The sequence below is a fragment of the Micromonospora sp. C31 genome (genome assembly GCF_018070575.1).
In the GTDB taxonomy this organism is placed as follows: Bacteria; Actinomycetota; Actinomycetes; order Mycobacteriales; family Micromonosporaceae; genus Micromonospora.
Genome location: NZ_JAGPXN010000002.1, coordinates 260,514 through 282,791 on the forward strand (window position 1 = coordinate 260,514; position 22,278 = coordinate 282,791).

General features: G+C 74.8%; 21 protein-coding genes and 1 riboswitch. Of the genes, 14 read left to right on the forward strand and 7 right to left on the reverse strand.

Annotated features, from left to right (window positions below; all coding sequences use genetic code 11):
- Positions 1-73: 73 nt before the first annotated feature.
- Together KBX06_RS06060 and KBX06_RS06065 are read right to left on the reverse strand one after the other, a co-directional pair.
- Complete coding sequence (locus tag KBX06_RS06060; RefSeq protein WP_210833183.1) at positions 74-1,090, reverse strand: hypothetical protein; 1,017 nt, start codon at positions 1,088-1,090, stop codon at positions 74-76.
- Positions 1,091-1,093: 3 nt separating this feature from the next.
- A riboswitch (cyclic di-AMP (ydaO/yuaA leader) is annotated at positions 1,094-1,225 on the reverse strand.
- Positions 1,226-1,391: 166 nt separating this feature from the next.
- Positions 1,392-2,741 carry a YibE/F family protein gene (locus tag KBX06_RS06065; RefSeq protein WP_210833184.1) on the reverse strand — a complete coding sequence of 450 codons (1,350 nt, stop codon included), beginning with the start codon at positions 2,739-2,741 and terminating at the stop codon, positions 1,392-1,394.
- A gap of 289 nt (positions 2,742-3,030) precedes the next feature.
- Between KBX06_RS06065 and KBX06_RS06070 the strand changes: the two genes are divergently transcribed.
- Complete coding sequence (locus KBX06_RS06070) at positions 3,031-3,558, forward strand: hypothetical protein (RefSeq protein ID WP_210833185.1); 528 nt, start codon at positions 3,031-3,033, stop codon at positions 3,556-3,558.
- Positions 3,559-3,638: 80 nt separating this feature from the next.
- Positions 3,639-4,265, forward strand: coding sequence for a DUF305 domain-containing protein (locus KBX06_RS06075; protein WP_210833186.1), 627 nt, complete (start codon positions 3,639-3,641; stop codon positions 4,263-4,265).
- 203 nt (positions 4,266-4,468) lie between these two features.
- Here the strand turns inward: KBX06_RS06075 and KBX06_RS06080 are convergent, their stop codons facing one another.
- A complete protein-coding gene (locus tag KBX06_RS06080) occupies positions 4,469-4,771 on the reverse strand; it encodes a metal-sensitive transcriptional regulator (RefSeq protein ID WP_089002271.1) in 303 nt (100 codons plus the stop codon).
- Between the two features lie 150 nt (positions 4,772-4,921).
- Here KBX06_RS06080 and KBX06_RS06085 point away from each other — a divergent pair, with 150 nt between their 5' ends.
- From KBX06_RS06085 to KBX06_RS06105, 5 genes are all read left to right on the forward strand, one after another.
- A complete protein-coding gene (locus KBX06_RS06085) occupies positions 4,922-5,131 on the forward strand; it encodes a heavy-metal-associated domain-containing protein (RefSeq protein ID WP_210833187.1) in 210 nt (69 codons plus the stop codon).
- Positions 5,132-5,160: 29 nt separating this feature from the next.
- Complete coding sequence (locus tag KBX06_RS06090; RefSeq protein WP_210833188.1) at positions 5,161-6,159, forward strand: hypothetical protein; 999 nt, start codon at positions 5,161-5,163, stop codon at positions 6,157-6,159.
- An 11-nt stretch (positions 6,160-6,170) separates the two neighbouring features.
- Positions 6,171-8,420, forward strand: coding sequence for a cation-translocating P-type ATPase (locus KBX06_RS06095; protein ID WP_210833189.1), 2,250 nt, complete (start codon positions 6,171-6,173; stop codon positions 8,418-8,420).
- A gap of 178 nt (positions 8,421-8,598) precedes the next feature.
- Complete coding sequence (locus tag KBX06_RS06100) at positions 8,599-8,772, forward strand: CsbD family protein (protein ID WP_210833190.1); 174 nt, start codon at positions 8,599-8,601, stop codon at positions 8,770-8,772.
- A gap of 185 nt (positions 8,773-8,957) precedes the next feature.
- Positions 8,958-9,458, forward strand: a complete 501-nt coding sequence (locus KBX06_RS06105) for a hypothetical protein (protein WP_210833191.1) — start codon at positions 8,958-8,960, stop codon at positions 9,456-9,458.
- A 114-nt stretch (positions 9,459-9,572) separates the two neighbouring features.
- Here the strand turns inward: KBX06_RS06105 and KBX06_RS06110 are convergent, their stop codons facing one another.
- From KBX06_RS06110 to KBX06_RS06125, 4 genes are all read right to left on the reverse strand, one after another.
- On the reverse strand, positions 9,573-10,814 hold the full coding sequence (locus KBX06_RS06110) for a DUF2786 domain-containing protein (protein WP_210833192.1): 1,242 nt from the start codon (positions 10,812-10,814) through the stop codon (positions 9,573-9,575).
- Between the two features lie 322 nt (positions 10,815-11,136).
- On the reverse strand, positions 11,137-12,096 hold the full coding sequence (locus KBX06_RS06115) for a sensor histidine kinase (protein WP_210833193.1): 960 nt from the start codon (positions 12,094-12,096) through the stop codon (positions 11,137-11,139).
- On the reverse strand, positions 12,093-12,926 hold the full coding sequence (locus KBX06_RS06120; protein WP_210833194.1) for an MEDS domain-containing protein: 834 nt from the start codon (positions 12,924-12,926) through the stop codon (positions 12,093-12,095). The genes KBX06_RS06115 and KBX06_RS06120 overlap by 4 nt, the downstream gene beginning before the upstream one ends.
- Before the next feature lie 175 nt (positions 12,927-13,101).
- Positions 13,102-13,557 (reverse strand): ATP-binding protein, encoded by a 456-nt coding sequence (locus KBX06_RS06125; RefSeq protein ID WP_210833195.1) that lies wholly within the window; start codon positions 13,555-13,557, stop codon positions 13,102-13,104.
- A 141-nt stretch (positions 13,558-13,698) separates the two neighbouring features.
- On the opposite strand from KBX06_RS06125, the gene KBX06_RS06130 reads away from it, so the two are divergent.
- The 7 genes from KBX06_RS06130 to KBX06_RS06160 all read left to right on the forward strand — a co-directional run bounded on the left by KBX06_RS06130 (position 13,699) and on the right by KBX06_RS06160 (position 22,262).
- A complete protein-coding gene (locus KBX06_RS06130) occupies positions 13,699-15,924 on the forward strand; it encodes a heavy metal translocating P-type ATPase (protein ID WP_247685263.1) in 2,226 nt (741 codons plus the stop codon).
- A 69-nt stretch (positions 15,925-15,993) separates the two neighbouring features.
- Positions 15,994-16,602, forward strand: a complete 609-nt coding sequence (locus KBX06_RS06135) for a helix-turn-helix domain-containing protein (RefSeq protein ID WP_210833196.1) — start codon at positions 15,994-15,996, stop codon at positions 16,600-16,602.
- Positions 16,603-16,604: 2 nt separating this feature from the next.
- Positions 16,605-17,363: an SRPBCC domain-containing protein gene (locus KBX06_RS06140; protein WP_210833197.1), complete on the forward strand. Its 759-nt coding sequence runs from the start codon at positions 16,605-16,607 to the stop codon at positions 17,361-17,363.
- 304 nt (positions 17,364-17,667) lie between these two features.
- Positions 17,668-19,269: an ABC transporter substrate-binding protein gene (locus tag KBX06_RS06145; RefSeq protein WP_210833198.1), complete on the forward strand. Its 1,602-nt coding sequence runs from the start codon at positions 17,668-17,670 to the stop codon at positions 19,267-19,269.
- On the forward strand, positions 19,266-20,309 hold the full coding sequence (locus KBX06_RS06150; protein WP_307854449.1) for an ABC transporter permease: 1,044 nt from the start codon (positions 19,266-19,268) through the stop codon (positions 20,307-20,309). Before KBX06_RS06145 ends, KBX06_RS06150 begins: the two co-directional genes overlap by 4 nt.
- Positions 20,302-21,171: an ABC transporter permease gene (locus KBX06_RS06155; RefSeq protein ID WP_210833199.1), complete on the forward strand. Its 870-nt coding sequence runs from the start codon at positions 20,302-20,304 to the stop codon at positions 21,169-21,171. The genes KBX06_RS06150 and KBX06_RS06155 overlap by 8 nt, the downstream gene beginning before the upstream one ends.
- Positions 21,168-22,262 carry an ABC transporter ATP-binding protein gene (locus KBX06_RS06160; protein ID WP_307854450.1) on the forward strand — a complete coding sequence of 365 codons (1,095 nt, stop codon included), beginning with the start codon at positions 21,168-21,170 and terminating at the stop codon, positions 22,260-22,262. Before KBX06_RS06155 ends, KBX06_RS06160 begins: the two co-directional genes overlap by 4 nt.
- Positions 22,263-22,278 lie beyond the last annotated feature (16 nt).

Genomic DNA, 22,278 nt, shown 5'->3' on the forward strand with positions numbered 1-22,278 from the left:
CGAGACAGGGCCGCTCCCGCGTCAGGCGGGGCGGCCCTGTCCGCGTTCTCGCTGGTGCGACCGCTGGTCGCGGCTAGAGCAGTGACACGTGGACGTGGTCGGTGTGGTTCGACGGGCCGCTGTAGGAACTCCAGCCCGTCGCGGGGAACCAGATCTGCCGGTTCCAGATCACGTAGTAGATACCGAGCCGGTCGGCGTTGCGGACCAGGAACGCGGTCAGGTTGTTGCCGTACATGTAGGTGTCGTCGTTGTGCCAGGGGGAGAAGCCGCTGCGTTGCAACGACCAGTCGCAGGCTCGGCCCTTCGGATGCTCGTACGGCCCGCCGGGACGGTAACAGCCGACGAACCGGTTGAAGCCGACCCGCTTGACCTCCTTGTACATGTGCAGCGTGCGCGCGGTGATGCAGCCGCCGGTGGTGGGGTCGTCCTCTGTGCAGGACAGGGGCTTCCAGTCGCCGTCGGCGGTACGACCGGGCGCCATCTTCGCCACCGGCGACGTGGCGACCACCTTGCCACTGGTCAGCCCCCTGCCGCCGACCAGTGCGAGCGCCTTCTCCGCCTCGCGCTTGCCGCGCGCCATCTCGTTCGTCAGCTTCTGCTGCTCGCGTACCTCGGCGTCGAGCGCCAGCTTGGCCTGCTCGGCGCGGTCCTTGACCGCGTTCACCTCGGCGAGCTTCTTGGAGTTGACCAGGTTGAGCTCGTCGAGGGCGGCGGCGCGCTTGACGAACGAGTCGGGGCTGGCGGTGTCCAGCAGCATCGACACCGCGCCGATCCGCCCGGTCCGGTAGGACTGGGCGGCGATCTGGCTGACCTGCGGGGCCAGCGCGTCCAGCTCGGCCTGCGCGCGGTTGACCTCCAGGGCCAGTTCGAGCTGGCGCTTCTTCGACTTCTCCAGCTTCGCCTTGGCCTGCACGTAGGACCGGTTCCGGGCCTCGATCAGGTCGTCGAGCAGCTTGGGCTCGTCGTCGCCGTGCCCGGAGGGCTTGGGCGGGGTGGGCGCGGCCGCTGCCGGGAGTGGCCCGGCGAAGACCGCCAGGGCGGCGAGTGCGGCCACCACGGGCGTCAACCAGCGGCGTAGGGGTGCCGTCACAGTTTTCCCTTCCGTCGACCGCCGACCGGGTTAGCTGACGGGTTCGGGGCGGAAGTGGCCCCTACCGCTGTCGCGGATTCACCCCAGTTACCTGGGTCCCCGGCTCGCCTGGTGGCGATTGGGCGGCGGCACCGCAGGCGCCGCTGCGCGCCTTCGGCGGTGACCGGCAGCGAGGTTACCCGAGAGCACTCCCGGGGATCTACGTCCCTAAGCCGACTAAATGCGTTATTTCGTAATGGCGCACGGTGACCAGTGACGCGTTTATCAGGACGGACGCCCCGATCGGTGACGCTCAGGAGTGTCACCATCCGGTGTCCGTGTTCCCGGCCCGACCGGGCCACCCGGGCGCGCTGGACGGCGTGTCGCCGCCGCGGGGCCCGCCGAGTGCCTCCAGCGCCTCCGACCGGTCGGCCGCCGGTCGGGGCGCCGGCGCGGCCGGGGGCGGGCTGCCGTCGGCGGCGTCGCCGCCGCGCCGGCCCGCCGTGGTCACCACCGCCGCCAGCCCGGTGGTCAGCGGCACGGCGGCGATCAGCCCGAGGGTGGCGACCGCGCTGCGGACGATCTCCTGGGCGAGGAACTCGCTGGTGAGGAGCTGGGTCACCGCCCGCGAGTCGGCCGTCAGCAGGAGCAGCACCGGCAGCGAGGCGCCGGCGTACGCCAGCACGATGGTGTTCACCGTCGAGGCGATGTGCGCCCGTCCGACCCGGGTCGCCGCCCGGTAGAGCTGCACCCGGGACAGCCCGGGATTGGCGTGCGCCAGCTCGGTGACCGTGGCGGCCTGGGTGACCGTGACGTCGTCGAGCACACCGAGGGAGCCGATGATGATCCCGGCCAGCAACAGCCCGTGCAGGTCGACGTCTGCCTGGTACATCGACAGCGTGGTGGCGTCCTCGGAGCCGAACCCGGTCAGGTGGGTCGCGGCGGTGGCGATCGTGCCGAGCACACCGGTCAGCACCAGGCTGCCCAGCGTGCCGAGCACGGCGACCGAGGTCTGCGCGGTCACGCCGTGGGTCAGGTAGAGCACCACGAACATGATCAGAGCGGCGCCGACGACCGCGACCAGGAGCGGCGGGCTGCCGGCGCCGATGCCGGGCAGCACGAAGGTCAGCAGGATGGCGAAGCTCGCCGCCAGACCGGCCAGCGCGGCCAGCCCGCGCCACCGCCCGAAGGCGACGATCGCCGCCGCGAAGAGCGCCACCAGCCAGATCAACGGCTTGCCGCGCTGGTGCTCCGCGATGTTGTAGGTGCTGACCGTGGGGTCGGCGGGGTCGGTGAGCTCGACCAGGATGATCTCGTCGCCCACGGCGACGGTCGGCGCCCCGGGACCGGCCGGGACCGGCGTCTGGATCTGCTGGCCGGCGTCGGGACCGCCCTCCACCCGTACGGTGACGGTGCCGCAGGGGCCCCGCGTCGCGCCGGGGCCCCCCTCGGGGGTCTCCGGGGCCGGCGGGCACGGCTCCGTCACCACCCGCGTCACCGTGCCGTGGTGGCGGGGCGGCTCGCTGCCCGCCACGGGGTCGGGCGTGTCTGACGGCCACAGCACCAGGGCCGCGATCAGGGTGGCGACGAAGAGGGGCACCACCGTCGCGACGAGGATCCGCCGCACCCTCGGCGGGGCGGACGGAGCGGGACGGGTGTGGTCGGCGCCCATCGAGTGTCTCCCAACGAATCCAGGGCGGGGTACGGGCCGGCGGGCCGGTCGGTTCAGCGTCGCCGCGTGGCCGGGACGGTGGACCGCCTCCATGTGGCGGTGCGGTCACTTACCGTCGTCTTCGGCCCCTGCCCGGTGACGGGTGCTCGATGCGCCGCCCGGCGGGGAGTGCGGGGCGGGCGGTGCGGAAACCGGAGGGCCACCGGCCGAATGGTAGCCCGCGCAGCCGTCCGGGATCGTGCCGCGCGGTGGTCCCCGCAGGGCGGGTCGACGCGCTAGCGTGACGGATGTGCGGACGACAGTGACGGCGGCGCGGGGCGCGCGGCTCCTGCTGCTCGTCGGCACGCTGCTCGGTCTGGCCGCGATGCACACCATCGGTCACGACTCGCACCCGACCGGTCATTCCGTCGACCCGTCGGCGCACGCCGCCGCCGCGCACGCCGCCGCGCCCGTTGTGGCGCCGCGTGACACGGCTCCCCGCGGGCCGCACGCCGCCGTCGCGCCGTCGCTTGACATCGGGCTTCCCCACGCCGCCGTGGCGGCTCTCCAGGCCGTCGTGGGCTGCTCCGGTGGCTGCGTGCCCGACCGGCTCCTGCCGTCCGGCGGCACCGGTGGAGAAATGCCCGGGTGGGGGGCGTGCCTGGCCGTGCTGGGTGCGTTCGCGGCCTCGCTGGTGTTGGCGGCGCTGCTGTCGGCCCGCGTACGCGCCGTCGGCCCGGCGGGGGGCGGTCCGGTCGGCTCCCTCGCGTCGCCCCGGGCCCCGCCGCCCCGGCCGGTCGGTCTGCGGCTCGCCACGGTCTCGGTGCTGCGCAGGTAGGACGCGTTCGGCGCGGGGCGGCTCACGTCGTTCCGCGTCCCCGTCATGCCGCGTACGTTCCGACACCGAAAGGCTCAGTCATGACCACTCGTACCCTCGCGCGCCGTGCCGCCCTGGCCGGCGTCGTCGTCACCGTCGCCCTCGCCGTGGCCGCCTGCGGCGGCGACGACCACTCGTCCCCGGACGCGGGACACGGCACCTCCGGCACCGGCGGCCCGGCGGTCACCGCCACCGGCGCGGCCGCGTTCGGCGACGCCGACGTGATGTTCGCCCAGATGATGGTCCCGCACCACCGGCAGGCGGTGGAGATGGCCGACCTGGCGGCGACGCGGGCGGCCGACCCGGAGGTCAAGCGGCTCGCCGTGGAGATCAAGGCGGCCCAGGCGCCCGAGATCGCCACCATGAGCGGCTGGCTGGCGGCCTGGGGGCGGCCGGTGCCGTCGCCGGGCGGGATGCCGCACATGGACCACGCCATGCCGGGCATGATGTCCGACGCCGACATGGCAGAGCTGGGGGCCGCCGCCGGCCGGGAGTTCGACCGGCAGTTCCTGACCATGATGATCGCCCACCACGAGGGCGCGGTCACCATGGCCCGCGACGTGCTCGCCCGGGGTGCGCACGCGGAGGCCAAGGCGCTGGCCCAGCAGATCATCAGCACCCAGCAGGCCGAGATCGACACGATGAGGAAGATCCTCGGCCGGTTCTGACCCGGTCGCCCCGGCGCTCCCACCCGGGGGCGCCGGGGTGCCCCGGCCGGGAGGCGCCCGGCGTCGCCGGGCGGAGCGTCCTCGGCCCGGCCCGGCCCGGCGCTGGCCAATCCCACCGACGTGACCAGGAGCGGGAGTGCGGCTGCACGTCACGCCACGCTCCGCCGCTGCCGGCGGGTGGCCGTGGTGGTGCAGCCCGCGCTTCAGCCGCGCTTCATCAGGCGGCCGACGGCGGCCATCATCTCGGTGGCCATCTCGTCGGCCCGGCCCTCGGCCGCACCCTCGTGCATGCAGTGTCGCGCGTGCCCGTCGAGCAGGCCGAGCGCGACCTTGTCCAGGGCGGCCTGGATCGCGGAGATCTGGGTGAGCACGTCGATGCAGTAGCGGTCGTCGTCGACCATCTTCTCGATGCCACGGACCTGCCCCTCGACGCGGCGCAGCCGCGCGAGCAGCTGGTCCTTGGTGGCGGTGTAGCCCCTGGTCGGGGTGGGCGTCGGTGTGGTCATGGGGTCGAGCGTACCGTACCCCTCGGGGGTATGGTACGGTCCTCCGTGGCCGAGATACCCCCACCGGGTACCGGTACACGGCACAGGCGCCCGTCCGCCTCCGAATTACCCCTGGGGGGTATAGGATGGAGGCGTCGAGAGGAGAGTTCGATGACCACCACCACCTACCAGGTGCAGGGCATGACCTGCGGGCACTGCGCCACCGCGGTCAGCAACGAGGTCGGCGCGATCCCGGGCGTCAGCGACGTCCAGGTCGACGTCGCCGCCGGTCGGGTCACCGTCACCAGCGAGGGCCCGTTGGACACCGACACCGTGCGCTCCGCCGTCGACGAGGCCGGCTACGACCTCGTCGGCGGCTGAGAGCGGGCACGGGGAAGACGAGGCACACCATGAACACGGCGACGAAGCTGAGCGGTTTCGCCCTCGGCCTCGCGGTGGTGTTCGGCGCCACGTACGGGGTCGGTCGGGTGGCCGACCCCGTGACGCCGCCCGCCGAGGCCCCGCACGACGCCGGCGGGGGGCACGGCGACGACGGCGGAGCCGGACACGGGGGCGACAACGGCGCGGCGGCGCACCTGCCCGGCGGGCTGCTCGTCTCCGACCGCGGGTACACCCTGCGTCCGGTGGACGCCCCGGCCGGGCAGTTCGCGTTCCAGGTCACCGGCCCCGACGGCCGGGCGGTGACCGCGTACGACGTGGCGCACGACAAGCGCATGCACCTGATCGTGGCCCGCCGTGACCTCTCCGGCTTCCGGCACGTGCACCCCGAGATGACGCCGGACGGCACCTGGCGGGTCGACTCGCCGCTCGCCGGGCCCGGCGTCTGGCGGGCGTTCGCCGACTTCACCCCGACCGGGGGCGAGGCGCTGACCCTCGGCGTCGACGTGACCGTCCCCGGCGAGCTGACCGGGCGGCCGCTGCCCGCGCCGGCCACCAGCACCACGGTCGACGGCTACACCGTCACGCTCGCCGGTGCCCCGGAGCCCGGGCGCACCGCCGAGCTGACCCTGAGCGTGAGCCGCGGCGGCGCGCCCGTCACCGACCTGGAGCCCTACCTGGGCGCGTACGGCCACCTGGTGGCGCTGCGCCAGGGCGACCTCGCGTACCTGCACGTGCACCCGCACGGCGAGCCGGGCGACGGGCGGACGCGGCCCGGCCCCGAGGTGAGCTTCTCGGCGGAGATGCCGTCGGCGGGCGCCTACCGGCTCTACCTGGACTTCAAGCACGGCGGCGTCGTGCGTACCGCCGAGTTCACGGTCGTCGCCGGCAGCCCGACCGCGCCGGGTGTCCCGGCCGCGACCGGCTCCCCGACGGCGGGCACACCCGCCGCCACGAGCTCCCCGACCGCCGACGCCGGCCACGGCGTCCCCGGCCACGGGCACGACTGACGGGAAGCGTGATGACCACCAAGCCCCTGCTGATGGCGCCGAACCAGATCGAGCTGGCGATCGGCGGCATGACCTGCGCCTCCTGCGCCGCCCGGATCGAGAAGAAGCTGAACCGGATGGACGGGGTGACCGCAACCGTCAACTACGCGACGGAGAAGGCCACCGTCCGGTACGCCGACGAGGTCAGCCCGGACGACCTCATCGCGACGGTGGAGAAGACCGGCTACACCGCGGCCCTGCCGCCTCCGCCCACGCCCGCCGGTGGTGCACCGGTCGCCGAGCCCGTGGACGAGTTGCGCGTCCTGCGCACCCGGTTGTGGGTCTCGGCCGTGCTCACCGTGCCGGTGATCGCGCTGGCGATGGTGCCCGCCTGGCAGTTCGACTTCTGGCAGTGGCTGTCGCTGACCCTGGCCGCCCCGGTCGTGGCCTACGGCGGCCTGCCCTTCCACCGGGCGGCCTGGATCAACCTGCGACACGGCGCGGCGACCATGGACACCCTGATCTCGGTCGGCACCCTGGCCGCGTTCGGCTGGTCGGTCTGGGCGCTCTTCCTCGGCACCGCCGGGACGCCGGGGATGACCCACCCGTTCAGTCTCGCCATCAACCGCACCGACGGCACCGGCAACATCTACCTGGAGGCGGCCGCCGGGGTGACCGTGTTCATCCTCGCCGGCCGCTACTTCGAGGCGCGGGCGAAGCGGACCGCCGGCGCGGCGCTGCGCGCCCTGCTCGAACTGGGCGCCAAGGAGGTCGCGGTGCTGCGCGGCGACACCGAGACCCGGATCCCGGTGGACCAGCTCGTGGTGGGGGACCGGTTCGTGGTCCGGCCCGGCGAGAAGATCGCCACGGACGGCGTGGTCGACGAGGGCACCTCGGCGGTCGACGCCAGCATGCTCACCGGCGAGTCGGTCCCGGTCGAGGTGGGTCCGGGCGACTCCGTGGTCGGCGCCACCGTCAACGCGGGCGGCCGACTGGTGGTCACCGCCACCCGGATCGGCGGCGACACCCAACTGGCCCAGATGGCCCGGCTGGTCGAGCAGGCGCAGACCGGCAAGGCGGCGGTGCAGCGGCTGGCCGACCGGATCTCCGGCGTCTTCGTGCCGATCGTGATCGCCCTCGCGGTGGGCACCCTCGGCTGGTGGCTCGGCAGCGGGTCGGGCGCCACGGCCGCGTTCACCGCCGCCGTGTCGGTGTTGATCATCGCCTGCCCGTGCGCCCTCGGGCTGGCCACGCCGACCGCGCTGCTGGTCGGCACCGGCCGGGGCGCGCAGCTCGGCGTCCTGATCAAGGGCCCGGAGGTGCTGGAGTCCACGAAGCAGGTGGACACGGTCGTGCTGGACAAGACCGGCACCGTGACCACCGGTCGGATGACCCTGGTGGACGTGGTACCGGCGACCGGTGAGGACCGCGCGGAGCTGCTGCGGCTCGCCGGGGCGCTGGAGTCCGCCTCCGAGCACCCCATCGCCCGGGCCATCGCCGCCGGCGCGGCCGAGGCGGGCACGCTGCCGCCGGTGGCCGGCTTCGCCAACGCCGAAGGGCTCGGGGTGAGCGGGACCGTCGAGGGCCGGGAGCTGCTGATCGGCCGATCCCGGCTGCTTCGCGAGCACGGTCTCGACGTACCGGAGGAGGTCGAGCGGGCGGCGGCCACGGCGGAGGCCGAGGGCCGCACGGCGGTGCTGGCCGGCTGGGACGGCCGGGCCCGGGGGGTCCTCGCGGTGGCCGACGTGGTCCGGCCGACGAGCCGGGCGGCGATCGTACGGCTGCGCGCGCTCGGCCTGACGCCGGTGCTGCTGACCGGCGACAACACCACCGTCGCCCGCGCGGTGGCCGCCGAGCTGGGCATCGACGAGGTGGTCGCCGAGGTGCTGCCCGCCGACAAGGTCGACGTCGTACGGCGACTCCAGGGCGAGGGGCGGACGGTGGCGATGGTCGGTGACGGAGTCAACGACGCCGCCGCGCTGGCCCAGGCCGACCTCGGCCTGGCCATGGGCTCCGGCACGGACGTGGCGATCGAGGCGTCCGACCTGACCCTGGTCCGGGGCGACCTGATGGCCGCCGTGGACGCGATCCGGCTGGCCCGGCGCACCCTCGGCATCATCAAGGGCAACCTGTTCTGGGCGTTCGCCTACAACGTGGGGGCCCTGCCGCTGGCCGCGGCCGGCCTGCTGAACCCGATGATCGCTGGCGCCGCGATGGCCTTCTCCTCGGTCTTCGTGGTTGCCAACAGCCTCCGGCTGCGGAGCTTCCGTACGGTCGCCTGACCTGCCGCACCGCACCGTGCCGCCGACCACGCCGAGAGGGTCGGCGGCGCGGTCGTGCGGGATCTCGCGGCGTGCCGGCGCGGGCCTATGGTCGACGCTGCGTGACCGGGGACGGTTGGACGACGGCGGGGCGGGGTACATCAGGGGCGTACCGGCACCGCCAATTCGGGAGGTTGACATGGGTTTCGACGACAAGATCAACAACACGACCGAGGACGCGGCCGGCAAGCTGAAGGAAGGCGCCGGCCGGGCCACCGACAACGAGCGGCTCGAGGCCGAGGGCCGCAACGACCAGGCCGGCGCCAAGCTGAAGCAGGCCGGCGAGAAGATCAAGGACGCCTTCAAGAGCTGACCCGCGTACGTGCCCTCCGCCGGATCGGTCCTGAGCCGACCCGGCGGAGGGCGTACTGGCGTATCCGGCGGGACGTGTCCTGCGGGGGTGGCCCCTCGTTGCCAGGTCGACGTGCCCGCCGCCCGACGTCGGCCGAACCCGGGCCGTCACCCGCAGGACGGCCGAGCCCCCGAACGGGAGGTCCCGTGTCCCGATCCGTCGTCTACGCGCGCCGCGCCGCCGCCACGGTGGCGCTCGGGGTGCTGGCCATGGGTTGCCAGGACACCGCGCGGAAGGAGGCGGCCTCCACCGGCGCGTCCCCGCCGAGCCCGACGGCCCCGGCGAGCGCCGGCTACCGGAGCCCGTCCCCGGTCGCCACGACCGCCGCCAACACCGCCGAGGTCTGCCGCGAGGTCGACCGGGCCATCGTCGCCGGCAGCCGGAGGATCGCCACCGACTCGGCGGCCTCCGTCACCCGCGAGTTGACCGGGCAACAGGTAGCCGACCAGCTTCGGCGCAACCTGGCGGAGCTGGCCGACGACGTGCGCGCGCAGGCCCGCCGGGCCGCAGATCCGCAGATCCGCGCCCTGATCGAGGAGACCGCCGAGCGGATCGACGCCGGTTCCCGGGCGTCGCGGCCAGCCGCCTGGATGGCGGCCACCTTCACCGGCATCCCGCCCAAGCTGACCCGCGAGTGCCGCGCCTGAGCCGGTGGGCACCGACCTGCCGTCCGGCCAGGCCCGAGGGAGTACCCGGCCCGGTCCAGCCCGGCACCGCCGACGTGGGCCCGCACCCGATTCGACAGCGGGCCGGGCGGAACCTCAGCGCCGGCCGCGTACCTGGCGTTTCGGGGCGGGACCGGCGCCGAGCGAGGCCCGGTCGGCGGCGGAGGTGCCCGACGACCAGCCTTCGGCGTCGCGCACGGTGAGCCGGCCCCGGACGACGCCGGGAAAGAGCGTGTCGAGGCGTTCGCGCACCGCCTCGGCGCGGGTGGCGAGCACCGGCAGCAGCCGCTCCGACCCGGCCTGCGCCGTGGCCTCCCGGTCGGCCGTGTCGGTGGCGGCCCGCAGCCGCTCGCCGATCCGCAGCGCGAAGGCGTTCAGGAAGGACTCGTCGTAGTCCCGGGTCCGCCGGCCGGTGCCCCTGGCCCGCCGTTCAACCCGGCCGCGCAGCATCGCGGTGGTGGCCTGCACCAGCAGCGAGGTGTGGAGCAGCTCGACCGCCTCCAGGTCGGCCGGCCAGCCCAGCACCGTGGTGAACCCGAGGTCGTCGGACCAGACCGCCTCGCAGCGGTTCGCCGCCGCCACCTCCTGCGCCAGCAGCGCCTTCGCGCCCGCGTACGGGGGTTCGGTGCCGAGACGCAGCCCTCCGGGCCGGTCGGCGGGCTCGGCGACACCGGCCAGCAGCGCCTGGTCGATGCTGTGCCGGGCGATCAGCTCCTGGGCCTTGCCGGTCAGCGCCTCCGCCTCGGCCGGGTAGGTGGTCGACTCCGCCTTGGCCAGCAGCGCCCGCACCCGGTCGAGCATGCGGGAACCGCCACCCGGACCGCCGCCGTGCGCGACGCCCGTCGACGGCACGCCGGGCGGCGGGCGCAGCACGGCGATCGGCGGGAGCCCCTCGACCACGGCCAGCGCGTCGACCGCCGCCCGTAGGGCGGTGAACCGGTCGCACCCGACGCGGGTCGACCAGGCGGCCAGGTGGCCCTCGTCGGCGTCCCACCACACCGCCGCTCCGAGATCGCGGAGCTGGTCGTCCCACCACGGCGGCACCGGCCCGGCCAGGTCGCGGCGGTGCGCGGCGAGCGCGTCGGTGACCAGCCCCGACGCCCGGGGGCCGAGCCGGCGGGCGGCGAGCCGGCCGAGGTCCACCGGCTGCCAGCCGTGCCGTGCCAGCCGCTCCACGCCCCCCACCAGGCGGCGCAGGAGCGCGGCGTCCACCGCCGCCGCGCCGTCCGCCGCGCCCGTCCCGATCATCAGCCGGTCCAGCTGCCGCTCCGCGAGGCGTACGTCGGTGCCACGCACCGCCGCGAGCGCGTAACTGACCAGTTCCTCGGCGTCCGGCACGGCCGTGTCCTCCTGGGGTCTGCGTCTCCCGCGCCGGGAAACGATCGTCGCCCGCCCGCCGAAGGTACCTCCGGGCCCGTCCGCCGTCCGCCGGTGGTGACCGGTGCCACCGGAACCGCCCGGCACGACCATCCCGTCGTGGGGGCTTGCGCACGGTTCGGTCGCCCCCGGGTAGTTCGGCACGGATGCGAGTGATGAGGTGACTCAGATGGCGAAAGTGCCGGCGAGCGGCGCCGAGGCACCCGACCTCCGCCGGTCGGCCATCGCCACCGCGGTGTCGCCGGCCCGCCCGGTCCGGCACCAGGGCGCGAGCCCGCCCCGGTCAGCCGGTGTACGCGTTCCCGGCCGTCAGCCGCAGGGTGAAGCCGTCGTCGTCGCGCTGCCAGGTCACGTGGTTGCAGGACTGGTAGGTGATCCAGAGGCCGAGCCCGCCCGGCGCACCGTCGGACGCGGGGAGCAGCCCGCAGAACGGGTCGCCCGGCCCGTCGCCGGCGTCGCTGACCGTCGCCACGATGCGGTCGTCGCCGGCCCAGACGCGCAGCCGGACCGGCGGCCTGCCGTGGCGCAGCGCGTTGGTGACGATCTCGCTGACGGCGACGACCAGATCCTCCACGTCGTCGACCGGCACCTGGCCCTGGTCGGCCTTGTGTACGGCGGTACGCGCCTCGGCGGCCGTCGGGTCGGTCAGCTCGACGGCCGGCGGCTGCGCCTGGAGCGGGTCGGGCACGACCGGCAGCGCCTGCCGCAGGTAGTCCCTCGGCGGCGTCCAGGTCGGACTCGGCACGTGCCGCCCGCCGGGGGTGGCGAACCGGGGGTGCGTCCGGGCCACGTCCGCCAGCACCGCCGGCGGCGTGATCCGGGAGTCGTACGCGCACATGCTCCACAGCGGGAATTCGTCGTACGCGTGGTTGATCGCCGACTCGTAGCGGGCCCACCAGTCCCAGGTCGCGCCGAACGAGGCCGACGGCACCTCACCGATGATCCGGATCTGCCCCGCGCCGGCGGCCACCTGCTCGGCGAGGAGCTGGCGGTAGAAGCGGATGGCGGCGGCGGGCCGGGCGTAGAGATCGCCACCGGGCAGGAACTCGACCGGGCAACCGGCCGGCAGCGCCGAGCGGACCAGCCCGCCGGTGCGCTCGCCCAGCGCGACGAAGGTCGGCTCACCCGCGTCGACGCCGCCGAGCAGGAACGGCACCACCACCGCGAGCAAATCGTCGTCGGAGCCGTAACGGAGGGCCTCGTGGTAGTAGCCGTGGTGCCCGGCGGCAGCGCCCGTCCTCATGCCGTGACCTCGACCCGGATCGCGGGCAGGCGCAGCAGGTCGACCAGGCGGGCGGCGGCCGGGCGGGGCGTACGCAGCACAGCGGTCGCGCCCCGACGGTGCGCGTACTCGGCCAGCAGGGTCAGGGCGCGGTGGTCCAGAAAGCGCAGGTCGGCTGCCGACAGGATCAGCTCACCGTCGACGGGCCGCAGGTCGGCGCGGTCCAGGGCGGTGCGGAACAGCTCGTGGTTCGACATGTCCAGCTCGCCGGCGATCGCGGCGTGCCCGTCGTCGGGCGCCACGGCGTACAGCTGGAACAGCAGGTCCTCGACGTTGGTCTGCGGGTGCATGCAGGCCAGCTCCGTGATCGTCCGGTCGCCCAGCTTCGGCCGGTGGTAGGCGCACACGGCCTTGAACGGCCCGGTGCGCATGTAGCGGTCGATGAGATGCTCGTAACGGGTGAAGACGTCGAGCTGGGCCGGGGTGCGGACCAGCTCGGTGGCCTCCGCGACCACGCGCAGCCCGGTGTGCCCGTCGGCCAGCGCCTCGTCCGTCGCGCCCGCGTAGGCGGCGACCTGCGCCGGCGGGTCGACGACGTGGTCGGGCGAATAGGTCGACATCAGGGGGATCACCTCGGCGGCCCCCCGGCGGACGGCGTCGGTGAAGCCCGGCAGGGCGCGCAGCCGCTCGGCCACGAGATCCGAGGGGCGCGGCGTCACGTACCAGAAGCGCTCGCCGGCGGCGAGGCTCGCGGCGAGGTGGCGCTCCGTCTGGTCGGCGAGGGACTCCGGGTCGTCGTACGACCAGCAGAGATGACCGCCGGGCGCGGTCCGCCGTTCGCTGCTGGTCATGCCGAGTGCCTCACGGCAACCAGTGTAGGCCGCCCGGAAACGCGCACCAGGCTCGCGACCTGCCTGAACGATGGGGCCCGCGTCGATCATGCAGTCGTGGTGGGGCACGAACCGCCCGGACGGGTGTCGAACGGGCACCACGGCTGCATGATCGGCCGGGGTGGGGGCGGGGTGGTCAGGGGGTTGGTGCGGTGTGGAGGCGCTCGGTGCGGGGGAAGGACGCCCAGATGTTCTTGGTGGTGCCCGTGGCGTACCAGCCGACGTCGAGGGACAGGGCGCGGGCCAGCTCCAGGCCGCGCCCGCCGTCGCCGACCGGCCGGGCCTCGGCGAGCTTCGGCAGGGAACCCAGGTCGTGGTCGGCGACGTCCAGGATCAGGTAGTCGTCGGTCGCGAGCAGCCGGACGATGGTCGGTGGGATCCCGTGGCGCAGGGCGTTCGTGGCCAGCTCCGTCGCGATCAGCGCGACCAGCTCGGGGACCTCCTGGAGCGACTCGCCCTCGCCGAGCACGTCGCCGGTCAGTTCCTCGTGCAGGGACGCCCGCAGGGCGCGCAGGTGGGCTGCCTCCGACAAGGTCCACCGGCGCAGCTCAACGGACTGCGGTGGGGGTGGGGAACTGCTCAGCTGGCCCATGGCCCCGTTCTACCCGATCTCCGGCCGGCTCACGCCAGGGGCAGCCGGTAAGCGCATGGGTGCGACTCGGCTCTTCCCGGATCTCCGGGAATGGCGACCGTATACCCGAGGGGGGTATAGGGTGGTCGGGAGGAGGCGACCATGTCCCACGACCCGCGCCACGAGCACCACGGCCCTCGGCACCTTGGCCCGGCACCGGCTGGACCACCCGCCGCCAGCCACGCGGCCAGGTCCCCCGGCCATGAGGAGCGTGCCGGCGCGGACGGGTCTGCCGGGCGCGCCCAGGGCTCCGCCGGGCACGACGAGCACGCCGGACATGGCGGCGGGGGGCACGACAAGCACGCCGGGCACGGCGGCGGGGGGCACGACAAGCACGCCGGGCACGACCCGGAGCAGTTCCGCCGCAAGTTCTGGCTGAGCCTGGCGCTGACCGTGCCGATCGTGCTGACCAGCGAGATGGTGATGGACTGGTTCGGCTACCGGCTGGAGTTCCCGGGCGTGGCGTGGGTCGGCCCGGTCCTCGGCACGGTCGTCTTCCTCTACGGCGGCTGGCCGTTCCTCCTCGGCGCGGTGCGGGAGGTGCGCGACCGGGCGCCGGGCATGATGCTGCTGATCGCGATGGCCATCACGGTGGCCTACGTCGCCTCGGCGGCGACCGCGCTGGGGGCCTTCGACCTGGACTTCTGGTGGGAGCTCGCGGCCCTGGTCACGATCATGCTGCTCGGGCACTGGCAGGAGATGAAGGCCATCGGGCAGGCGCAGGGCGCGCTGTCCGCACTGGCGGCGCTGCTGCCCGACGACGCCGAGCGGGTGACGGCGGACGGCGGGGTCGAGCCGGTGTCGGTGGCGGACCTGCGGGTCGACGACCTGGTGCTGGTCCGCCCCGGCGCGCGGGTGCCGGCCGACGGGCGGATCACCGAGGGCGCCGCCGAGCTGGACGAGTCCATGGTCACCGGCGAGTCGCGGCCGGTCTCCCGGGGCGTCGGGGACCGGGTGGTCGCCGGCACGGTGGCCACCGACGCGGCGGTCCGGGTGCGCGTCGAGGCGGTGGGCGAGGACACCGCGCTGGCCGGCATCCAGCGCCTGGTGGCCCAGGCCCAGCAGTCCAGCGGTCGCGCGCAGGTGCTCGCCGACCGCTTCGCCGCCTGGCTGTTCTACGTCGCGACCGGGACGGCCCTGGCGACCCTGGTGACCTGGGCGGTGCTCGGCGACCTCGGTGGGGCCGTGGTGCGTACCGTCACCGTGCTCGTGATCGCCTGCCCGCACGCGCTCGGCCTGGCCATTCCGTTGGTGATCGCGCTTTCGACGGCCGTGGCGGCCAAGGGCGGCATCCTGGTCAAGGACCGGCTGGCGCTGGAGCGGATGCGCACGGTCGACGCGGTGCTGTTCGACAAGACCGGCACCCTGACCCGGGGCGAGCACGTGGTGTCGGGGGTGGCGGCCACGGGGGGCGGCAGCGAGGACGAGGTGCTCGCCCTGGCGGCGGCGGTGGAGGCGGACAGCGAGCATCCGCTGGCCCGGGCCATCGTGACCGCCTGGGCCGAGCGCGGCGTGGCGCGGCGGGCGACGGGGTTCCGCTCGCTGGCCGGGCGCGGCGTGCGCGCCGAGGTCGACGGCACGGCGTACGCCGTCGGGGGGCCCGCCCTGCTGCGCGAGCTGCACGCGGAGGTGCCGGCCGACCTGACCGACCGGCAGGACGACTGGTCGCGCCGGGGCGCGGCGGTGCTGCACCTGCTGCGCCTCGACGGCGACGCGGCCTCCGTGCTCGGCGCCCTCGCGTTGGAGGACCAGGTCCGCCCCGAGGCTCGGGCGGCGATCGCCGAGCTGCGGCAGCAGGGCGTCGGCAAGATCGTGATGATCACCGGGGACGCCCGGCCGGTCGCCGAGGCGGTCGCCGCCGACCTCGGCTTCCGCTCCGGCGTGGACGAGGTCTTCGCCGAGGTGCTGCCGGCCGACAAGGACGAAGCCGTGGCCGACCTGCAACGGCGGGGGTTACGGGTGGCGATGGTCGGCGACGGGGTGAACGACGCCCCCGCCCTGGCCAGGGCCGACGTGGGCATCGCCATCGGCGCCGGCACCGACGTGGCGATCGAGTCCGCCGGGGTGGTGCTCGCCTCGTCCGACCCGCGCGGCGTCACCGGCGTGATCCGGCTGTCCCGGGCCTCGTACCGCAAGATGATCCAGAACCTGGCCTGGGCGGCCGGCTACAACGTCGTCGCCCTTCCGCTGGCCGCGGGCGTGCTGGCGTGGGCCGGGGTGACGCTCAGCCCGGCGGTCGGCGCGATCCTGATGTCCGCCTCGACGATCGTGGTGGCGCTCAACGCCCAGTTGCTGCGCGGCGTGCGCCTGCGCCCTCGGGAGGAGTGAGGCGGCGAGGTTCCCGCCGAACAGCTTCGTTGTCTTGACAGAAAAAATTGTCGGTGAGACGCTGTGGTCATGTTCGACATCGCAGTGATCGAGGATCCGGCGGCGGCCGAGGCCTCCCTGGACCCGATGCGGGCCCGGCTGCTGGCCGCGCTCGCCGAACCGGCCTCGGCGACGATGCTCGCGGCCCGCGTCGGCCTGCCCCGACAGAAGGTCAACTACCACCTCCGGGCGCTGGAGCAGCACGGCCTGATCGAGCTGGTGGAGGAGCGCCGGAAGGGCAACGTGACCGAGCGGGTCATGCGGGCGACGGCGGCGTCCTACGTGATCTCGCCCGCGGCCCTCGCCGCCGTGCGGCCCGACCCGGCGCAGTCGCCGGACCGGCTGTCGGCGCGGTGGCTGCTGGCACTGGCCGCCCGCCTCGTGCAGGACGTCGGCGCGCTCATCACCGGCGCCGAGCGGACGAAGCAACGGGTGGCCACGTTCGCCGTCGACGGCACCGTCCGGTTCGCCTCGGCGCGCGACCGGGCGGCCTTCGCCGAGGAACTGGCGGCGACCGTCAGCGCCCTGGTCGGCAGGTACCACGACGAGAACGCCCCCGGCGGTCGCGAGCACCGGGTGGTGGTCGCCCTGCACCCCGACGCCGGCCCCGACGACAGAACCGCGAACGAGGAGCACTGACGATGGGACACCACTTCGAGCTGCGCAAGGACGTCGAGCTGGCCGCCACGCCCGAGCAGGTGTGGGAGGCCATCGCGACCGGCCCCGGCATCGACTCCTGGTTCATGGGCCGCAGCGAGGTCGAGCCGGGCGAGGGCGGCCTGACCCGCCTGACGATGGCCGGGCACGTGGAGGAGGCGACAATCACCGCGTGGGAGCCCGGCAAGCGGTTCGCCGACCGCACCGGAACGGCCCCGGACGGCACGTTCATGGCCACGGAATACCTCATCGAGGGCCGCGAGCGGGGCAGCACGACCCTGCGGCTCGTGCAGAGCGGTGTCCTCGGCGACGACTGGGAGACCGAGTACGAGGCGATGGCGGTCGGCTGGGACATGTACCTCGGGACGCTGGCCGCGTATCTCGCCCACTTCCCCGGTCGGACCGCGACCCCGGTCTCGGCGTTCCGTTCGGGCGTGGGCGGCGCGGATCGGGCATGGGCGGCCGTGGCCGACGCCCTCGGCGTCGCGGGGCCGCTCGCGGAGGAGGCGCGGGTCCGGTTCACCGTCGACGGCCTCCCGCCGGTCGAGGGCGTCGTCGACCTGGCCGGCCTCCCGACCTATGTCGGTGTCCGCACCGCCGACGGGCTCTACCGGTTCCTGCACTCCGGTGCCGAGCGGGGCGACGCCCTGGTCCTCGGCCACCACGTCTTCGCCGCCGGGCAGGACCCGGCCCCGGCCGAGCGGGCCTGGCGGGACTGGCTCACCGCCCTGCCCCTGGGCTGACCGTGAACGGGCGGTCGGCCGCCCGCCGCGTCGCCGCGCGGTCGGTACGGTCGGCCGCGTGCCGTCGGCGTACCCTGCTTCCGGTCGCCGGCCGCGCCCCGGTGCCCGGTGCTTGTTGCACTACTTTGGCAATTGCGGGATGCTGGCGTTAGTGGCCGGCTGCCCCGGCACGCGATGATCAGACGATCGCCGGGGCGCCGCCCGCTCGTGACCGTGGACCGCCGCGGGCGCGGTCGGCCAGAGCAGGACGCCCACCCGGCGTGACACCGGGCGGTCGTGCGACGAACAGACCCGGGAGCATGTCATGGGTACGCGTGTGTCCAAGCGCGTGACGGCGGTGGCCGTGGCCGTCGCCGGCGTCCTCGCCCTGACCGCCTGCTCGTCGCCGACGACCACGTCGACGGGCGCGGGCGACGGCGGCACCCTCGTCGTGGCGACGGCGGGTGAGCCGGACGCGCTGAACCCGGTGCTGAACTACGGGGTCGACGGCGGCTCCCTGATCTTCGACGGGCTGGTCGCCCGCGACGCCCGCAACGAACTGGTGCCGGCGCTGGCCCGGGAACTGCCCACCGTGTCGGCGGACGGCAGGACGATCACCGCGAAGCTGCGCGAGGGCGTGCTGTTCCACGACGGCAGCCCGTTCACGGCCCAGGACGTGGTCTTCACCTACCAGGCGGTGCTGGACCCGAAGGTCGACTCCACGCTCCGCTCCGACCTGGACATGCTCGCCTCGGTCACCGCCCCCGACCCGTCGACCGTGGTCTTCACCCTCAAGTACGCCTACGCGCCCTTTCCGCAGCGGCTGGCCCTCGGGATCGTGCCGGCCAAGGCGCTGACCGGGCAGGACATCAACAAGGCCGAGTTCAACCGCAAGCCGGTGGGCACCGGCCCGTACCGCGTGACGTCCTGGACCCCGGGCGACCGGCTCGTGCTCGCGGCCAACGACGGCTACTGGGGCGGCAGGCCCGCCAACGGCGGCGTGGTGGTGGCGTTCGTCGCCGACGACAACGTACGCGCGCAGCGGACACGGGCGGGGGAGTTCGACGCGGCGGAGCTGGCGCCGAAGCTGGCCGTCGGCTTCGACGGCCAGGCCGGCTACCGGGTGCAGCGGGTGCCCACCGCCGACTACCGGGGCGTGATGCTGCCGATGGGCAACCCGGTCACCGCCGACCTCGCGGTGCGGCAGGCGCTGAACGCGGCGGTGGACCGTGCGGCGATGGTCACCGGCCTGCTGGGCGGGGCCGGCGAGCCGGCGTTCGGGCCGGTCCCGCCGACGTCGGAGTTCGCCGAGCCCTCGATCGTCGGCAAGCCGGCCGCCGACCCGGCCGCCGCGACCGCCGCCCTCGACGCCGCCGGCTGGAAGCCGGGCCCGGACGGGATCCGCGTCCGCGACGGCCGGCAGGCCGCGTTCGCGCTGATGTACCCGGCCACGGACAGCCTCCGCAAGGAACTCGCCCTCGCGGTCACCGCCGACGCGAAGAAGGTCGGCATCAAGATCACCCCCGAGGGCCTGACCTGGGACGCGATCACTCCCCGGATGAAGAGCGACGCGCTGGTGATGGGCTACGGCACCCCGTACGACCCGGACTTCGTCTCCTACAAGCTCTTCGGCTCCGCCTTCGCCGGCCAGGGCTTCTTCAACCCCGGCGGCTACCGGTCGCCCGTGGTGGACAGGGCGTTGCAGGAGGGCCGCGCCAGCGCCGACCCGGCCGCCCGCAAGGCCGCGTACGCCACGTTCCAGAAGCAGCTCGCCACCGACATGCCGTGGGTGTTCCTCACCTACCTCCAGCACACCTACGTGGTGAAGGACGGGCTCGCCGGGGTGACCCCGCGCGTGGAGCCGCACGAGCACGACGTCGCCAACAGCCTCTGGTGGAACATCCACACCTGGACGAGGAAGTCGTGACGACACCCGCCCCGACAGCCGCGCCGGCACCGGCGGAGAGCACCCCCCGGCGCCGGTCGCGCCGGTTGGCGGGAGCCGGCGCGGTGGTCCGGCGGCGGCTGCTGGTGGCCGTGCCCATCCTCGCCGCGACCAGCGCCGGCATGTTCGCCCTCGGCGCGGCCTCGCCGATCGACCCCGCCCAGCAGTACGCGGGCGCGGCGGCGTTCACCACCACCGAGGAGAACCTCGCGCAGATCCGCGCCAACTGGGGCGTCGACGACCCGCTGCCGGTGCAGTACCTCCGCTGGGTGGGCAACCTGCTCCAGGGCGACCTGGGCTGGTCCACCAGCCGCCACGAACCGGTCACCTCCGTGCTCGCCGCCCGCGCCGGCTGGACCCTGCTGCTCGTGGGCGCGGCCCTCGCCCTCGTCCTGGTGGCGAGCCTGCTGCTGGGCACGCTGGCGGCGTACCGGCGCGGCGGCTGGTTCGACCGGGCGCTGCGCGCCACCGCGTACGCCGTGCAGTCGATGCCGGTGTTCTGGATCGGGCTGGCCGCGATCGCCCTGTTCGCCCTCACCCTCGGGTGGCTGCCGGCGGGCGGGCTCACCGACATCACCGCCACCGGCACCGACCCCGCCGACGTGGCCCGGCACCTGATCCTGCCGGTGGGCGTGCTGGCAGTCGCCCAGCTGCCGTGGTTCGTGCTGTTCATCCGGGACGCCGTCGCCGACAGCCTCCGCGACGACCACGTCCTCGCCGCCCGGGCGCGGGGCCTGCCCGGCCGCACCGTCCTGTTCGGCCACGCCCTGCGCACGGCGTTGCTGCCGTTCCTCACCCTCGTCGGCACCCACCTGCCCGAACTCATCGGCGGGGCCGTCCTGGTGGAGACCGTGTTCTCCCTGCCCGGCCTCGGCGCGGTCACCGTCCAGGCCGCGCTGGGCAGCGACTTCCCGCTGCTGGCCGCCACGACCCTCGCCACCACCGTCGTGGTGCTGGCCGCGAACCTGGGCACCGACCTCGCCTACGCCGCCGCCGATCCACGGGTACGCCTCGATGACTGACCTCGCCCTGCCCGTCCGGCTCCGGCGGTCGAAGCCGCGTACGGGTCGCGTCGGTGCCGCCGCCGCCTGGGCCGTGCTCGTCGGCGCGGGCCTGGCCTGCCTGCTCGCCCCCGTCCTCTGGCCGCTCGACGAGAGCGCCGTGGACCTGGCCCGCACCCGGCTAGCGCCCTCCTGGGCGCACCCGGCCGGCACCGACGACCTGGGCCGCGACGTGGCCCACCGCAGCCTGTACGGCCTGCGGGTCTCGCTGCTCGTCGGCGCGGTCGCCGCGCTCGTGGCCACCGTGATCGGTGGTCTCGTCGGCGCGGTGGCCGGCACCCTCGGCGGCTGGGTCGACCGCGTGCTGATGCGGGTGGTCGACACCATGGCGGCGCTGCCGCACCTGCTGCTGGGCATCTTCATCGTCGCGATGCTGCGCCCGAGCCTGGGCGCGGTGATCCTGTCGATCGGGCTGACGCACTGGCTCTCCACCGCCCGCATCGTCCGCTCGGAGCTGCTCAGCCTGCGCACCCGACCGTTCATCGACGCCGCGATCTCCGGCGGCGCCAGCCGTACCCGGGTGATCACCCGGCATCTGCTGCCGCACGTGCTGCCCCGGCTGGCGCTGGCCACCACGCTGATGGTGCCGCACGCCGTCTGGCACGAGACCGCGCTGTCCTTCCTCGGCCTCGGCCTGCCCCCGCACCTGGCCTCGATCGGCAACATGATCAACGATGGGCAACGGTCCCTGCTCACCGGCGCGTGGTGGGCCAGCATCGTGCCCGGCCTGCTCCTGGTCGTCGTCACGCTGGCCCTGGCCGCCCTCACCGGCCGCTGGCGCGACCGCCTCGACCCGCGCGTACGAGCGGAGCTGAACCTGTGACCACCACCCGCCAGCCCACGCCCGTCCCGTCCGGCACCGGCACCGTCGCGCCGGCCGACTCCGGAACGGTCAACCGGGCCGGCACCGCCGCTCCGGCCGGCACCGCCGCTCCGGCCGGCACCGCCGGCCGGCCCGGCCTGCTGGAGGTCGACGGGCTGACCGTCCGCTTCCAGCTTCGCGACGCCGTGGTGCAGGCCGTCACCGACCTGAACCTGACCGTCCACGCGGGCGAACTGCTGGCGGTCGTCGGGGAGTCGGGCTGCGGCAAGTCGGTGCTCGCGCACGCCCTGCTCGGCCTGCTTCCGGGCAACGCCACTCTCACGGGCCACGCCCGCCTGCGTCGGCCCGCCGGGGAGCGGGTCGACCTGGTCGCCTCCTCCGAACGTCACCTCGCCCGCGCCGTACGCGGCCGGGCGGTCGGGCTGGTGCCGCAGAGTCCCGCCACCGCGCTGAACCCCGTACGCACCGGCCGACGGCTGCTGGAGGAGACCCTGCGCGCCCACGGGCGCACCCGGCGCGAGGCGCCCGCGGCGGCCGAGCGGGTCGCCGCCGACGTCGGTCTCGACCCCGCCGACCTCGACCGCTATCCCCACGAGCTCTCCGGCGGCATGGCCCAGCGCCTGGCCACCGCCCTCGCCCTCGCCCCCGACCCGCCGCTGCTGCTGGCCGACGAACCCACCACGGGCCTCGACCGGCCCCTGGTCGACCACACCCTCGACCTGCTGCGTCGCCGCTGCGACGCCGGCGGGGCCGTCCTGCTCATCACCCACGACCTGGCCGCCGCCCGCAGGGTCGCCGACACGGTCGCCGTCATGTACGCCAGCCGGATCGTGGAACGGCGGCCGACGGCGGAGTTGTTCGCGGCGCCCGCCCACCCGTACACCGCCGGCCTGCTCGACGCCCTGCCCGAACGGGCCTTCCGGCCGGTCCCCGGCCACCCGCCGATGCTCACCGACCTGCCACCCGGCTGCGCCTTCGCCCCGCGCTGCGAGCGCGCCACCGACGTCTGCCGCACCCCGCCCACGCCTCCGGCGGGCACGCCGGGACGCGTCGCCTGCCACCACCCGCTGACCCTGGGAGCGCCGGCATGACCAGCACCGCCGGAGC

Coding starts and splice junctions, on each gene's coding strand:
- KBX06_RS06075 (WP_210833186.1), top strand. CDS start 3,639: ATGACCACTCGTACCCTCGCGCGCCGTGCCGCCCTGGCCGGCGTCGTC.
- KBX06_RS06065 (WP_210833184.1), bottom strand. CDS start 2,741: ATGGGCGCCGACCACACCCGTCCCGCTCCGTCCGCCCCGCCGAGGGTG.
- KBX06_RS06125 (WP_210833195.1), bottom strand. CDS start 13,557: ATGGGCCAGCTGAGCAGTTCCCCACCCCCACCGCAGTCCGTTGAGCTG.
- KBX06_RS06120 (WP_210833194.1), bottom strand. CDS start 12,926: ATGACCAGCAGCGAACGGCGGACCGCGCCCGGCGGTCATCTCTGCTGG.
- KBX06_RS06145 (WP_210833198.1), top strand. CDS start 17,668: ATGGGTACGCGTGTGTCCAAGCGCGTGACGGCGGTGGCCGTGGCCGTC.
- KBX06_RS06130 (WP_247685263.1), top strand. CDS start 13,699: ATGTCCCACGACCCGCGCCACGAGCACCACGGCCCTCGGCACCTTGGC.
- KBX06_RS06115 (WP_210833193.1), bottom strand. CDS start 12,096: ATGAGGACGGGCGCTGCCGCCGGGCACCACGGCTACTACCACGAGGCC.
- KBX06_RS06095 (WP_210833189.1), top strand. CDS start 6,171: ATGACCACCAAGCCCCTGCTGATGGCGCCGAACCAGATCGAGCTGGCG.
- KBX06_RS06080 (WP_089002271.1), bottom strand. CDS start 4,771: ATGACCACACCGACGCCCACCCCGACCAGGGGCTACACCGCCACCAAG.
- KBX06_RS06135 (WP_210833196.1), top strand. CDS start 15,994: ATGTTCGACATCGCAGTGATCGAGGATCCGGCGGCGGCCGAGGCCTCC.
- KBX06_RS06100 (WP_210833190.1), top strand. CDS start 8,599: ATGGGTTTCGACGACAAGATCAACAACACGACCGAGGACGCGGCCGGC.
- KBX06_RS06090 (WP_210833188.1), top strand. CDS start 5,161: ATGAACACGGCGACGAAGCTGAGCGGTTTCGCCCTCGGCCTCGCGGTG.
- KBX06_RS06085 (WP_210833187.1), top strand. CDS start 4,922: ATGACCACCACCACCTACCAGGTGCAGGGCATGACCTGCGGGCACTGC.
- KBX06_RS06140 (WP_210833197.1), top strand. CDS start 16,605: ATGGGACACCACTTCGAGCTGCGCAAGGACGTCGAGCTGGCCGCCACG.
- KBX06_RS06155 (WP_210833199.1), top strand. CDS start 20,302: ATGACTGACCTCGCCCTGCCCGTCCGGCTCCGGCGGTCGAAGCCGCGT.